Source organism: Verrucomicrobiia bacterium (assembly GCA_036268055.1).
Classification (GTDB): domain Bacteria; phylum Verrucomicrobiota; class Verrucomicrobiia; order Limisphaerales; family Pedosphaeraceae; genus DATAUW01.
This window is the reverse complement of the sequence record DATAUW010000001.1, coordinates 107818-122526: the sequence shown is the minus strand read 5'-3', so window position 1 is coordinate 122526 and position 14709 is coordinate 107818. Positions and strand designations below refer to the sequence as shown.

Annotated in this window: 9 protein-coding genes and 1 tRNA gene; 5 read left to right on the top strand and 5 right to left on the bottom strand. The window is 55.4% G+C overall.

The window, feature by feature from the left end:
- Positions 1–89 precede the first annotated feature (89 nt).
- Positions 90–2666, top strand: a complete 2577-nt coding sequence (locus tag VH413_00500) for an alpha-galactosidase (GenBank protein ID HEX3797149.1) — start codon at positions 90–92, stop codon at positions 2664–2666.
- Between the two features lie 108 nt (positions 2667–2774).
- The gene (locus VH413_00495; GenBank protein ID HEX3797148.1) at positions 2775–5276 is read left to right on the top strand and encodes a glycoside hydrolase family 2 TIM barrel-domain containing protein; all 2502 of its coding nucleotides are present in this window, start codon (positions 2775–2777) and stop codon (positions 5274–5276) included.
- Positions 5277–5281: 5 nt separating this feature from the next.
- Here the strand turns inward: VH413_00495 and VH413_00490 are convergent, their stop codons facing one another.
- From VH413_00490 to VH413_00480, 3 genes are all read right to left on the bottom strand, one after another.
- The gene (locus tag VH413_00490) at positions 5282–5500 is read right to left on the bottom strand and encodes a hypothetical protein (GenBank protein ID HEX3797147.1); all 219 of its coding nucleotides are present in this window, start codon (positions 5498–5500) and stop codon (positions 5282–5284) included.
- Positions 5501–5515: 15 nt separating this feature from the next.
- On the bottom strand, positions 5516–7222 hold the full coding sequence (locus VH413_00485; protein HEX3797146.1) for a sodium:solute symporter family protein: 1707 nt from the start codon (positions 7220–7222) through the stop codon (positions 5516–5518).
- A gap of 90 nt (positions 7223–7312) precedes the next feature.
- Positions 7313–8719 carry a glycoside hydrolase family 30 beta sandwich domain-containing protein gene (locus VH413_00480; GenBank protein ID HEX3797145.1) on the bottom strand — a complete coding sequence of 469 codons (1407 nt, stop codon included), beginning with the start codon at positions 8717–8719 and terminating at the stop codon, positions 7313–7315.
- Between the two features lie 99 nt (positions 8720–8818).
- On the opposite strand from VH413_00480, the gene VH413_00475 reads away from it, so the two are divergent.
- From VH413_00475 to VH413_00465, 3 genes are all read left to right on the top strand, one after another.
- A complete protein-coding gene (locus VH413_00475; protein HEX3797144.1) occupies positions 8819–10714 on the top strand; it encodes a glycoside hydrolase family 3 N-terminal domain-containing protein in 1896 nt (631 codons plus the stop codon).
- Between the two features lie 100 nt (positions 10715–10814).
- Positions 10815–11225, top strand: coding sequence for a hypothetical protein (locus VH413_00470; protein ID HEX3797143.1), 411 nt, complete (start codon positions 10815–10817; stop codon positions 11223–11225).
- A gap of 88 nt (positions 11226–11313) precedes the next feature.
- Positions 11314–12045 (top strand): DUF1080 domain-containing protein, encoded by a 732-nt coding sequence (locus tag VH413_00465; GenBank protein ID HEX3797142.1) that lies wholly within the window; start codon positions 11314–11316, stop codon positions 12043–12045.
- Between the two features lie 62 nt (positions 12046–12107).
- Here VH413_00465 and VH413_00460 read toward each other — a convergent pair whose 3' ends face one another.
- A complete protein-coding gene (locus VH413_00460) occupies positions 12108–14594 on the bottom strand; it encodes a hypothetical protein (GenBank protein ID HEX3797141.1) in 2487 nt (828 codons plus the stop codon).
- A gap of 16 nt (positions 14595–14610) precedes the next feature.
- Positions 14611–14697 (bottom strand) — tRNA-Leu (locus VH413_00455).
- Between the last annotated feature and the right edge of the window lie 12 nt (positions 14698–14709).

The following is a 14709-nucleotide window of genomic DNA, read 5'->3' as shown; positions in this document are numbered from 1 at the left end:
AGTTGAATCCACTTCGGCGCGTGTGTTCAATCTTCGTCACTGAACAATATTGCAAGTTTTTCGCATCTCGAATCCGGCATTTTTACACAATGAAATTTCCCTTTGCCCACCGGCTCTTTGTCGCCGCGTTCTGCCTGGTTGCGCCTTCGCTCTTCGCCGAAACGGTTTCGCTCTCCTCGCTCGATGTCAAACAGGTCGCGAGCGGCTGGGGCGAAGCCAGGGCCGACCAAAGCATCAGCGGCAAACCTTTGATGATCGCGGGAAAACATTTTGCGCACGGCATCGGCACACATGCGCCGAGCATTTTTCGCGTCAATCTTGGCGGCAAGGCCAAACTGTTTACGGCGCAGGCCGGCGTGGATGACGACACGGGCGGGCAGGGGAGCGTGGAATTTTTTATCATTGGCGATGGCAAAACACTTTGGAAAAGCGGCGTACTTAAGGGCGGCATGGCTCCGGCGATTGTCGAGGTGGATGTTACTGGCGTGAAGACTTTGACTTTGCGCGTTGGCGATGGCGGCGACGGCAATAGTTATGATCACGCGGACTGGGCCGATGCGCAAATCGTCATGGCGGAGAATTCTGCCGCGCCAGTGGCGCTTGCGGCACGTGAAAAATTCACCGTCGGCACGGAGCATTTTAAATTGAATTTCGAAGTGGGTGATGACGGGCGGCTTTACCAGCAGCCGTTGGGTGACGACGCGGGCAAGGGCCGCGACCATCGCGACGATGAATTTTATCCGCAGGCGGGCGATGGTTATATCTGGGAGCCGGCGTTGCAGGTAGTTCACGCGGACGGCAACACTTCCACGGCACTTTTGTATCAGGGCATGACTCAAACGAATGATGAAATGGGCAAGGTCACGCGCATAGAAATGCGGGACCCGGCTTATCCGCTGAACGTCACGCTTTGTCTGCGCGTTCATCCGAATGAGGACGTGATCGAGGAGTGGAATGAGATACAGAATAAGGAAGCGGGTATAATTAAATTGGAACGCATGGCGTCGTCCGCGCTGTTGTTCGCGACGAATAATTTATATCTGCGGCATTTTTACGGCGACTGGGCGAAGGAGATGAATCCCGTGACCGAAGCGATCACGCCCGGCTTGAAGATTCTCGATTCAAAAACCGGCGTGCGCGCCGATCAATTTGGCAATCCATCGTTTATTCTGTCGCTGGATGGTCCGCCGCGTGAAGATTCGGGACGGGTGGTGGCGGGCTCGCTGGCATGGTCGGGAAGTTTTCAATGCGCGTTTGATCACACCGGACAGCGTGTGCGAGTGCTTTGCGGGGTGAATCCTTTCGATTCGACCTATCACCTTGCGTCCGGCGAGACATTTACCACGCCGGTCATGATTTGGACGTGGAATGACAATGGCCTCGGTGGGATGAGCCGCAAGCTGCATCGCTGGGCGCGGGACTTCGGCATGCGCGGCGGACACGAGACGCGTTCGGTGCTGTTGAACAACTGGGAGGCGACGGGATTTGATTTTAATTTCCAACGTATCGCGGGACTGTTCAAGCCGGCGAAGGAGTTGGGCGTGGAACTTTTTCTTTTGGACGACGGCTGGTTTGGGAACAAGTATCCGCGCGTAAATGATGCGGCGGGTTTGGGCGATTGGCAGCCGAATCGCCAGCGGTTGCCGGATGGGCTCGCGCCGCTCGCGAGCGAAGCGGTGAAGGATGGTTTGCGATTCGGAATTTGGATCGAGCCGGAAATGGTGAATCCGAAAAGTGAATTGTACGAGGCTCATCCCGACTGGGCGATTGTGCAGCCGAAGCGCGAGATCGAATTGCAGCGCAACCAGCTGGTGCTCGATCTCACGCGGCCCGCGGTGCAGGACTTTGAGTGGAATGTCATCTCGAATATTCTTGCGGTGCCGGACATCAGTTATGCGAAGTGGGATTGCAATCGCTACCTCACGCAACCGGGTTCGTCGTGGCTCGCGCCGGATCGCCAGACGCATTTGTGGATTGATTATGTGCACGCGCTGTACGCGATGATGCAAAAAACGGCGGCGACTTTTCCGAACACGGAGTTGATGCTTTGCTCGGGCGGCGGCGGGCGCGTGGATTACGGCGCGCTGCGTTATTTTCATGAATTTTGGCCGAGCGATAATACCGACCCGACTGTGCGGGTGGGCATGCAGTGGAATTATTCGTACTTTTTTCCGCCGATGGCGATTGCGAGTCACGTGACGCATTGGGGAAACCGGCCGATGCACTTCGCGTGCTCAGTGGCGATGAGCGCGCGGTTCGGGATGGACCTGGATCTGAATAAATTATCAGCGTCCGACAAGGCGATTTGCGCGGGGGCCATCAGCGCCTACAAACGCATTCGCGATACGCAACTTGGCGATTTGTACCGGCTTGAAGCGCCGCAAGACTCGGTGCGCGGGGCATTGAATTTTGTGTCGCCTGGCGCGGCGCACGCGTCGGTATTCGTATTTCAGTTAAAGGACGGAGAAGCGCTGCCGGTGCGTCCGCAGGGACTTGATCCTACGAGGCATTATCTGGTCAAGGAATTGAATCCCGCGCCGGGCCGCGCGGCCATGCCGCAGGAAGGGCAGACTTTGACGGGCGATCAGCTCATACGCGAGGGCATCGTTCCATCGTGCTCGAAAGCGGTCGAGGCTTGCGTGGTTGAATTGACAACGGCAAAATAACTGCGTGATTGGCGCACCCCTCTAAAGAGGGGTGTTGCTTTTATCCGAAAAATCTAGGTTCATAGGCTGAACCTTGGCCTGAGTCGAAACGATAACACTTATTCACACATGCGAACTTTTGCAGATGCTCTTACGCGTATTATTAATAGTTATTACGCCGTGATGGCGTTGATGTTGACCTTCGCTTTTGCCAGCACGGCATCGGCGGATACGAACACCACGCGGCTTGATTCCGGTTGGGAATATCATCAGGGCACGCTCGGAAGCGTGTGGGAAATCTGGCGCGGCGACAAGGCGAGCGACAATGTAGCGTGGTTGCGCGTGATCTTGCCGCATTGTTTCAATGCGTTCGATGCGGTGGACCCCGACGAGCATTATTATCAGGGGCAGGGATGGTATCGCACGCGGTTGAAACTGGCGAATCCGTTTCCGCATGGGCGCACGATTTTGCATTTTGACGGCGCGGGTCAAAAGGCACAGGTGTTCGTGTGGTTGCAGAAGGCGGGCGAACACGTGGGCGGATACGATCAATGGGACGTGGACATCACGGACCTGGCGGCGCAGGCGTTGACCAATGCTTTCAACAAAGGCACGGTGCCGATTTCGGTGATGTGCGATAACGGGCGCGACGCGGAATCCATCCCGTCCGACCTGAGCGATTTCACCAAATACGGCGGGCTGTATCGCCACGTAAGTTTGGTTTATGCGCCGGCGATCTCGGTGGAGCGCGTGCATATCGAGTCCACTTTGAATGCGAACGGCAACGCATCGGTAAAAGTTCTTTCGCGTTTTTATAATCCGACGGGTTCGCGGGAGCCGGTCGAAGTCACTATTCGCGTGACCGATCCGGCGGGAAAATTGATCCAGATGTTCGCGATAAAAGATGCGCCGTGGGATGGGATGAAGGACGTGGCGAACTTTGAAATCGCCGCGCCCCAACTTTGGTCGCCGAAATCACCGGCGCTTTATACCTGCACCGCGACGTTGAAATACGCCGGGGGCTCGCAGCAAGTGACGGAGCATTTTGGTGTGCGTTCGTACGAGTGGGTCGATCACGGTCCGTTCAAGTTGAACGGCCAGCGATTGCTTTTGCGCGGCACGCATTATCACGAAGACCACGCGGGCGTGGGTGGAGCGGTCCCAGACGATGTCGTGCGCCAGACCTTTCGCCAGATCAAAGACATGGGCGCGAACTTTATCCGCCTCAGTCATTATCAGCAATCGCAGCTCGTGCTCGAACAGTGTGATGAACTGGGCATTCTAGTTTGGGAAGAAATTCCGTGGTGCCGCGGTGGCCTCGGTGGAGATCGTTATAAGCAGCAATGCCGCGACATGCTGGGCGCGATGATTGACCAGCATTATAATCATCCGGCGGTGATTTTGTGGGGGCTGGGCAACGAGAATGGCTGGCCGGGAGATTTTGAAGTGTTCAACACAAATGCGGTTCGCGATTTCATGATCGAACTGAATGGGCTCGCGCATCAACTCGATCCTTCGCGCAAGACGACGATTCGTTACTGCAATTTTTGCACGGACGTGACGGATGTTTATTCGCCGAGCATTTGGGCGGGCTGGTATTCGGGAAGATACCCGGAGTATCGCGCGACACTGGATCGCGCGATCAAAAGCGTGCCGCACTTTTTCCACGCCGAGTGGGGCGGCGACAGCCATGCGCGGCGTTTCTCGGAGGAGCCGGAGAAATTTTTGCAGGACGTGGCGACGAATCGCGGAACGGCGGAGACAGGCACGGCTTACAAGCGCAGCGGCGGCTCGGCGCGCGCGGCGAAGGACGGCGACTGGTCGGAGAGTTACATCGCGAATCTGTTCGACTGGCATTTGCGCGAGCAGGAGCGCATGACGAACCTCACCGGCGCGGCTCAATGGATCTTCAAGGATTTCGCCACGCCGTTGCGTCCGGAAAATCCGGTGCCGCGAGTGAACCAGAAAGGCGTCGTCGAGCGCGATGGCACGCCCAAGGAAAGCTATTACATTTTCCAAAGTTACTGGACGGAGAAACCGATGATCCACATCTTCGGCCACACGTGGCAAACGCGCTGGGGCAGGGCGGGCGAAGCCAGGGAAGTGAAAGTGTTTTCAAATTGCCGCGAGGCCGAGCTTTTTGTGAACGGCGTTTCCCTGGGAATGAAGCGCCGCAACCAGGAAGATTTTCCGGCGTCGGGTCTGCGGTGGATGGTGAAGTTCAAAGCGGGCATGAATACATTGCGCGCGGTGGGGCATCGCGACGGCGTGGAAGTGGCGGACGAAATGACGCAAGGTTATCAGACGGCGATGTGGAGCAAGCCGGCGAAACTGACGTTGAAAGAGATTGGGCGCACCAACGGCGTGGCGACCATTGAAGTACGGGCCTTTGATCAGGCGAACGTGCCGTGTCTCGACGCCATCAATGAAGTGCGATTCGGGCTCGTGGGAGACGGCCAGTTGATTGATGATTTGGGGACTTCAACGGGTTCGCGCGTGGTGCAGCTTTATAATGGACGCGCGCAAATCAGTTTGCATTTGAAAGGGCGCGCGGTGGCGTCGGTTTCAAGCGAAGGATTACCGACAGAATTTGTGAGTCTGGTTGGCACGGCGGCGTCTGCCACACGCTGAAGAAACTATTCCGACGGCGGTGTTTTGCGTCCGAGCAAGGCGCCGCCGAGCATCAGGAGGCCGAACACGAGCAGCACGATTCCCCACCACAGGTTGATGTTGATGCCGAGCGAGGAGTTTTGGTACATCGCGGTATCGGAGTTGGTCGCCGCGCCGTAGCCGACGAGCATGATCCCGTAAATGGTGAAGAGAATGCCGATGGGGAAGCGCAGGTCAAATTTCATAAGCGGTGGTGGAGTTTACCAGAAAATGATGTTGAGGATCAGCGTGGCGATAAGGATAAGAATGCCAAGCGTCGCAGGTTGCTTATACCAGGGTTCGTCAGTGGACTTGAGTTTCGGCGTCAGCGAGTAAACGAGACCTTTCAATTCCTCCTCGGTGCGATTGCGTTTGGTCGCCAGCGAAATCAAAATGGTCAGCACGAAGCAGCTCGTCCACGCGGTGAGGGCCATATAGAAAGTTTGGCCGAGATCGTTGTGGAAATGAAACATGGGAGTGATCCATCCGCCCTTGATGCCGACGACGGCGCCTTCAGGCAGCGCCAACCCGTGGAAAATGGCGGCGGCAAGCGTTCCGCCAAGCAGGCCGAAGAAAGCCCCGTGGCCATTCGCGCGTTTCCAAAACATGCCCAGGAGAAAGGTCGCGAACAGCGGCGCATTCACGAAACCGAAGACCAACTGCAACATGTCCATGATGTTGTTGAATCGGGCCGCGAGGTAGGCGCAACCGATACTGATGATGATGCCGAAGACCGTCGCCATCCGGCCCATCCAAAGATAATGCACGTCCGATTTTTTGGGCGCGATGTAACTTTGATAAATGTCGTAAGTCCAAACCGTGTTAAAAGCGGTGACGTTGCCCGCCATGCCGGACATGAACGACGCCATCAATGCCGTGAAACCGATGCCCAAAATTCCCGTCGGAAGATATTTCGCGAGCAGCGTCGGAATAGTCATGTTGTAATCGGGCGTGCCATCGGCGGCTAGTGGCAGGAATTTATTTCCACTGCCATAATGCAAGGCGATGGCGATCATGCCGGGCAAAATCACCAGCGCGGGAAAAAGCATTTTGGGAATGGCGGCGATGAGAGGCGTGCGGCGAGCGGCAGACATGGAGTTGGCGGCCATCGCGCGTTGCACGACGAGGAAGTCCGTGCACCAGTAACCAAACGACAACACAAAGCCGAGCCCCATCACGAGGCCGAACCATTCCACGCCCATCGGGTTCGACGCGGTGCTGCCCATATGAGTCCATGAATCCGTCCAGGTGCCGGCGGCATAACCCTGCGATGTGGCGACCGGGATAAGTTTTGCCTTGAGGGCCGACCAGCCGCCGATGTCCTTGAGCGCGAGAAAAACCAGCGGCGTAAAGCCGAGCACAATCATAAAAAATTGCAGCACTTCGTTGTAGATGGCGGAGGTGAGGCCGCCGAGAAAAATATATACGAGCACGACCGTCGCGGAGACGATAATGCTGCCGTCGAACGACCAACCGAGCAAAATTTCCAGCAGGCGCGCGAGCGCATACATCGAAATGCCGGAGGAAAACACCGTCATGATGGCGAACGAAAACGCATTCAGTCCGCGCGTCTTTTCATCAAAGCGCAGTTTCAAATATTCCGGCACCGAGCGCGCTTTGGAGCCGTAATAAAATGGCATCATGAAAATCGCAAGAAACACCATCGCGGGAATCGCGCCCACCCAATAAAAATGGCTGGTCATGATGCCGTATTTTGCGCCGGAAGCCGCCATGCCGATGACTTCCTGCGCGCCGAGATTGGCGGAAAGAAATGCCAGGCCGGTCACCCACGCGGGGATGGAACGCCCGGACATGAAGAATTCCGCGCTGCCTTTCATGTAGCGCTTGAGCATCCAACCGATGCCAATCACAAAGATGAAATAAATGGCGAGAATGGCTTTATCTATCCAGGCGAGATGAATGTGCATGTTTTTAGTTCAGTTGCAAAAAGGCGATTGAACGGAATTTAGCTGCCGTGATTTTCTTTCGCAATACTTTTGCGAAACGGAATGCCGTGTTTACCAAACGTAAGTGCCGACCGCGCCGCTGTTCAAGACCGAATCCACCTGCCGGCCTTGATACTCAATGTTGAAATTTTGGGAATGCGAACTGCTGTTGAGAACGACCAAAACTTTTTCACCGTTGGGCGCGTGGAAGGCGACGTTGGGCAGTGTAGTGAGATAATTGGAAGCGATACGCACGGAGCCGGGGCGGACGAATTTCGCCGCGTGCGCCATTATATAATATGCGGCATTGCGGGAGACTTCGTTGCCCTCGATCGTGACCGCACCGAGACAGGTCGTGCAGCCGCCTCGATCTGTATGGGGCTCATGCTTGGCATCGGCGGCAAGATTCCATTCGAGGACGTTGCGGCTCCAGTTGCGCGTGGCGCCGATGATCAGATTGCGCATGTGCTCGGTCAATCCGCGTTTAATGCTAGTGGAAGCACCGACCCATTGTTCAGTAAAATAGACCGATTTATCGGGGTGCGCCTCATGGACTTTGGTGAGGGCTTTGATATCGCCGGCGTATAAATGGAAGGCCGAGCCGTCCACGTATTTGCTGACACCAGGATCGTCGAGAATCGAGATGGGATATTCAGGGTGATCGCAATTATGGTCGTAGAGAATGATTTTGGTGTGAATGTTCGCCTTGGCGAAGGCGGGGCCGAGATTATTTTTGATGAAATCGGCTTCCTCGGGCGCTTCCATTTCCACGCTGGGATTGTTCTTGGGATTGAGTGGTTCGTTTTGAACGGTGATGGCATCAATGCGGATGCTTTCGGCCTTCATGCCTTCGATATATTTTACGAAGTAATTTGCATAAGCGGGGTAATATTCCTTGAGCAGCTTGCCGCCGCGCGTGTCGTGGTTGTCCTTCATCCACGCCGGTGGCGACCAGGGCGAGCCAAGAATCAAGACGTCGGGATTGATCGCGAGAATTTCCTTGAGAATGGGAATCACGTCCTCGCGGTCTTGCGCCAGGCTGAATTGTTTCATGGCGGGATCGGTTTGTCCCGCGGGCAGATCGTCATAGGAAAAAACGTGGTCGTTCAAATCCGATGCGCCGATGCTTACGCGCAAGTAACTCAGGCCGATGTTGGTGCCGCTGGTGGAAAATAATTCCTGCAATAACTTCACGCGGGCATTGGCATCCATGCGAATCAAGTGCATCGCGCTCCCGCCGGTGAGACAGCAACCAAAGCCATCCATCGTTTGAAAAGTTTGGGATTCATCCACGACGATGGTTGGGTTATCATTGGACGTGGTGACAAAATTAAGGCTGTCTTTTTGGTCCTGAAACAATATGGATTGGTCGGGATTCGTGAGCCACAGATGCACCTGCGCAAAACCTGTCAGGGTCACGAAAAACGAAATCAGAGCGCACGCGCAGACGCGCAAAAATCGTGTGTGAACGGGTTGCATACGGCTAGAACGTATTCATTTATATCGCGGTGCGCACCCCTCTAAAGAGGGGTGGCGTCGTATTAGTAACTCAGTAACCTTGGCGCTCAATAAACCATTATGTTTTCACAATCTACGCAACCACCGTCCTCGCACGGTCATCGGAATTCGTTTTTTAAGATCAGCCTCGCGCAACATGTTTGCACGCGAGCAGGCGTCCTGTCTCTCATGCTGGCAAGCGCGCTTGCCTTTCCCAGCCAGAGTGTGTTTGCGCAGAGCGCGGCGAAGGCAGATAGCGAAGCCGATGCGTTGCTGGCGAAGATGACGCTCGACGAAAAGATCGGGCAGATGACGCAAGTAGATATGGACGCGTTGAAGAAGAACATGAGCGATGTCCAGAAATATGGTTTTGGCTCGGTGTTGAGCGGCGGCAGTTCCGACCCGGCGGACATCACGGCGAAAGGCTGGCTCGCGGCGACCGACGAATTTCAATCTTACGCGCTCAAGACGCGTCTCAAGATTCCGCTGCTCTACGGCATTGACGCCGTGCACGGCCATAATAACGTGCAGGGCGCGGTCATGTTCCCGCACAACGTCGGTTTGGGCGCGACGCGCAATCCAAAATTGATCGAGAAAGCCGCGCGCGTGACGGCGGAAGAAGTCGCGGGCACAGGCATCCGATGGGCCTTTGCCCCGTGCGTGGCGGTGGCGCAGAATGAACGCTGGGGCCGCACCTACGAGAGCTTTGGCGAGAACCCGGAATTGTGCTCGGAACTCGGCGCGGCGGCGGTGCATGGTTATCAGGGCAAGAAACTTTCCGATGATGGCTCGGTGCTCGCGTGCGCCAAACATTTCCTCGCGGACGGCGGCACGACCGATGGCATTGATCAGGGAAATTCCGTGGGCGACGACGAGCGGATGCGCAAATTATTTTTGGCGCCTTACGTTGCGACCGTGAAGGCGGGCGTCGGTTCGATCATGGTTTCGTACAACAGTTGGAACGGCGTCAGAATGCACGCGAACAAGGATTTGCTGACGGGCGTGTTGAAGGGCGAACTCGGTTTCAAAGGATTTCTCATCTCGGATTGGGCGGCGATTGACCAGATCACGAATAATTATAAGAGTTGCGTGGAGATTTCGATCAATGCGGGTCTCGACATGATCATGATTCCGAACGGCCCGGGGCAGAAAAATAATTACGAGGAATTCATCCGCTATATGAAGGAACTTGTGAGCGAAGGAAAGATTCCGCAATCGCGCATTGACGATGCGGTGCATCGCATCCTGCGCGAGAAATATATGCTCGGCATTTTTGAAAACATCTCGACCGATCCCAAGCTGACGGAGGAAGTCGGTTCGCCGGAGCATCGTCTCGTGGCGCGTGAATGTGTGCGGGAATCGTTGGTGTTGCTGAAGAATAGCAATCGCGCGCTGCCGCTCTCGAAGAACTTGAAACGCCTCGCGGTCGTGGGCAAAGGCGCGAATGATTTGGGTATCCAATGCGGCGGTTGGACTATCGGCTGGCAGGGCGAAGCGGGCCAGCGAGTGGATGGCGGCACGACGATTCTTGATGGCATTCGCAAAGAAGCGGCGATCAAGGAAATCCAGGTGAGTTACTCCGCGAACGGCGAAAATCTTTCCGGCGCGGACGAAATCATTGTCGTGGTGGGCGAACAGCCTTATGCGGAAATGAAGGGCGACCGCAAAGACCTGAACCTCGCCGCGGCCGATGCGGCGTTGATCAAAAAAGCGAAAGGCGCCGGCGTGCCGGTGGTCACCATTTTGCTTTCGGGCCGTCCGCTGGTGCTGGGAAATTCATTTGATATGAGCGATGCGTTTGTCGCCGCATGGCTGCCGGGTTCGGAAGGCGAAGGCGTGGCGGATGTTTTGTTCGGCGATTATAAATTCAAAGGCAAACTTTCGCGCACCTGGCCGCGCAGCAATGAGCAAATCCTGAATCCGACGACGGTGGTTGAAGCGCCGCAGTTTTCCTATGGTTTTGGTTTGAGCTACTAAAAAATCTTGAACACATTCAGCGGTTGCGGCGAAAGCGGCAACCGCTGCATTTTTTTATTGAGCGCTTGATTTAGCCGAATTTGTTGCGCAACCTGCAAATATGTCCTTGAATCGTTATACTGAAAGGGCGCACATCAAAGCGGCCGAACGCCAAAAAGTTTTGGTTGAGGTAAATAAATTCGCCGCCGACATCGCGCGAAGCGAACGCACCATTGCGTCGGTGATGGCGGATTTGAATGTGGTCAACGCGAAATATCAGGGCACGCGCACGACGCGCGAAGAAGTGGAATTTTTGAAAGTTCTGCTCGATTGCGCCAAAAAGAAACTCGCGTGGGAAACCCAGATCGCCAGTTTCAAAAAGCGCGCGCCTGCGTTGCTGGAGAAATTAGGCGCGATCATGACCGACACCGAGCATCCGCCGAGCGACGAATTGAAAATGGAAATGCTGCGGTCGCTTCAAGCCATCCAGGGCGCGCTGGAACGATTGCAGAAAGTCGAATCGGGCGGATAAAGGGAAGTGTAGAGGGTTACGGCTCCCCGAAAATGAGGAGACGATTTTCGCTGGCGTTGGCGGGGGCTTTCGTCTTAATCTCGCACTCATGAAAAATACCCTATTGATTTCTTTAACTTGTTTGTCCCTCGCGTTTGCCGCCGGCACATCCGCTTACGCGCAGGACGAGCCTAATACTCTTAGCTCCAGTGAGCGCGCCGCGGGCTGGCAGCTTTTGTTCGACGGCAAGGACTTCAATGGCTGGCATAATTTCAAGCACGACGGCGTGCGCCCCGGCTGGGAAGTGAAGGATGGCGTTTTGGTTTGTTCCGATCCGCACAACGCAGGCGATATCGTGACCAGCAATCAATATCAATGGTTCGAGTTGCAACTGGATTATAATATCTCTGAGGCGGGCAACAGCGGCATCATGTATCACGTGGGCGACACGGGCGGCGCGGTATGGGCGACGGGGCCGGAGTTCCAGCTTGAGGACAATAAGGAAGCGCGCGATCCGATTCGTTGCGGCTGGCTTTACCAGTTGTATCAGCCGCCGATTGATCCCGCCACCGGCAAAACGCTTGATGCCACCAAGCCTGTTGGCGAATGGAACCATGTGCGCCTGCTCATCAGCCCGGACAAGTGCGAGCACGATATCAATGGTGTGAAATATTTTGAATACGTGCTCGGCAGCGATGACTTCAACGCACGCGTCGCGAAGAGCAAATTCTCGAAAATGCCGGGCTTTGCGAAATCGCCCACCGGTTATATCGCGCTGCAAGGCGACCACGGCCAGGTTTCGTTCCGGAACATCAAGGTCCGCGTGATTGACGCGAAATAAATTTTAGTCCTTAAAACCAAGCTGAAATCCGATAACGGGTTTCAGCTTTTTTTGTGTACCGATCAATGCGTCACGTTGAACGATTTTAAAATATCGTCCACGATGGTTTGATAGGTCGGGTCGGTTTCGGCGGAATTATTCAACGAAATGATGACGATGATCGTGCCGTAATCGCCACTGGTTCCGCGCGAGATTTCACGGACGATTCCATCCTTGGACTTCGCCAGGACGCGGGCCTCGGTCCACGTCACGTTACCTTCGCGAATTTTTTGCGTGGATTCCAATCGAGCCTCGGATTTGCCGAGCACATTGTTTTGCGACAGCCGCAATTCCGGCAAGGAATTCAAATCCTCCTTGCCCGCCGCGGCGACAACCTGGAGGCGAAGACGGCCATCAGGACTTTCGCGCGAGAATTCCATCAGGTCATTGTCACCCGGCACTTCGATCATCGTTTCAGGAATTTCAAATTCGTACGAAACGGATTTGCCCTTGAGCGTTTTATGATTTTGAGCGGCGAGTTGTTTGGCCGCGTTGCTGGTGGCTTCCTGGACTTGCGGATCGTCGGACGCCATTGCGGTAAACGGCGCAGGTTCTTTGTCGTCATCAAAAGTGATCGCGCTCGCAACTGTGGCGGAAAATTCGGGATCAATGATCGCCTCGGCAGTGGAATCCGCGCCAAAAAAGGGCAGGCAAATCAAAGCCAATGCGAATGCGAGAGCGAGGGCCGTGCCGGACCAGTTGAGCGTGGCGCGCAACCAATTCGGGCGGCGCGTCACCGGCAATTTCTTTCCCTCCCAGCCTTTGACGAAGGGTTTTAATGAACGACGCAGGCTCGCCGCATCGCTCATAAACGGCCAAAGTAATTGGAATTTGTAATTCAGTTCGTGAACTCGCGGCTTCCAATTTTCATCAAACAAAATAAATACCGGCCGTTTTCTGAACGGCAATGCGCGCGGCAAGTTTGCTTCCAAAATATTGCGCGCGAACATGGACAGTTCCTCGTACGCCTGCGGATTTTGCCAATCGGCGGCTGGGCAAAGCAGGACGCGCGATGGGTCCACGCTGGCGTGGACTTGTTCGAGTTCCCAGCGGACGCCCGCCGGCGCGCCGGGCAGTACGACAACGCCTTGCGCGTGGGCAAGCTGACTGCGAACGGTGTTTTGCCATTGCGAATAGTCGGAATATTTGCGCTCTTTTTCCGGCGTCGTGGGATTGCCGGATTTGCCAATGGCCAGGACGGGCCCAAGTCTCCGAAAATAATTCACGAGCGATTCCTCGGCGGGCTTGACGTAAAAATCAAGCAGCATCCGGAAAAGTTTCACCGGATGGTTCAACATCAACAGGTCCCAAAGCGGGAAATGCCAGCGGCGTTTTTTGGGTTTTGGTTTCGGGTCCGGCGGCATGAGCCAGCGGGAACGGATTCCCATTAGCCACGCCAGCGGACCGGCGGGCTGAAGCGAAATGGCCGGATCCATTTCAAATGGCCGGAGAATGACGATGGGTTTGCGCGCATCCGCGCTGTTCAGGCGTTCGCGCTGGCGCACGCACAGGCGATAGCCGGCCAATATCAACAGCGGCGCGGGCAGCCAGACCAATCCCCAAATCGAATAGATGATGGTGTTCGCGTGATGAAAATGTTGGAAGACTATGGGGCCGAGCCCGTTTGTGAGCGGGCTGGCGATAACGATCAGATATGCCACGCCAAGCAACTTGAGCGGCAGACCGAGCCATACGGCGCGAAAGGGCGGGCGTGCTGACGCGTCGGATGTTTTTGAGCGCAACGGCGTGACTTCACTTGAGGGATATTTATTGAATTGTTTTTTCTCGGGCCGTTTTTTTCCGAATTGAAGCCATGAACCGAGCCCGCACAAAGCCGCGCCGGGCGCGACACCGAGCAAGGCAAGGACTGGATACCGATAAATGAAAGAAGTGAAACCGAACAAGAGGGCCAGAACACCACAAATCAAAAACAAGCGCACTAGAAAGTAACGCGAAAGCCACGATCCTTTCGCGAGCCAGTAGCGGTCGCCAAGCATGGTGGCAAAATAGGAGCGGGGAGTTTTGAGTTGCGAGGCTTGCACGGAAAAGCGCAGCCGCTCCTTTTTTTTCCCAACGATGCTGAAGGAATTCGCGCGGTTGCCGGCAGACGGCAGCGCAATTATACCGTCCTCCCTGAATTCCGTGATGTCCGAGAAAAAAATGCTCCGGGGCCGGAACAGAATTTTTTTCAGAGCGGCTTCGCCCGAAGGCGCGCACATTTCCTCGGTGATGTTGGGCGGAAGCAAAAAGCGTTTTCCGCAGACAAGATGTTTTTCGTAAATGGCGACGACGTCATACCAAAGCCAGGCGCGATAAACGCGAATGATTGGAAAAGGGGGAAGACCATCGTAGCGGCGCGGCGGAGAGGGAGCGTCCGTGCGCGGGCCAGGGAGGGTAAAGACCGTTTGGCAATTAGGACATTTGGCGCGAGCGCCGCCCCGGTTGGCCGGTGCGGCAATCCGCTGCCCGCACTTGGGGCAGGACAACTGCACTTTTTCGCCGTCAGACACAGAGCATACAAGAAAGTGGTACCGATGGAGGGGGTCGAACCCACACGTCAATAAAGACACTAGATTTTGAGTCTAGCGCGTCTGCCAATTCCGCCACATCGGCTGCATTGACAAT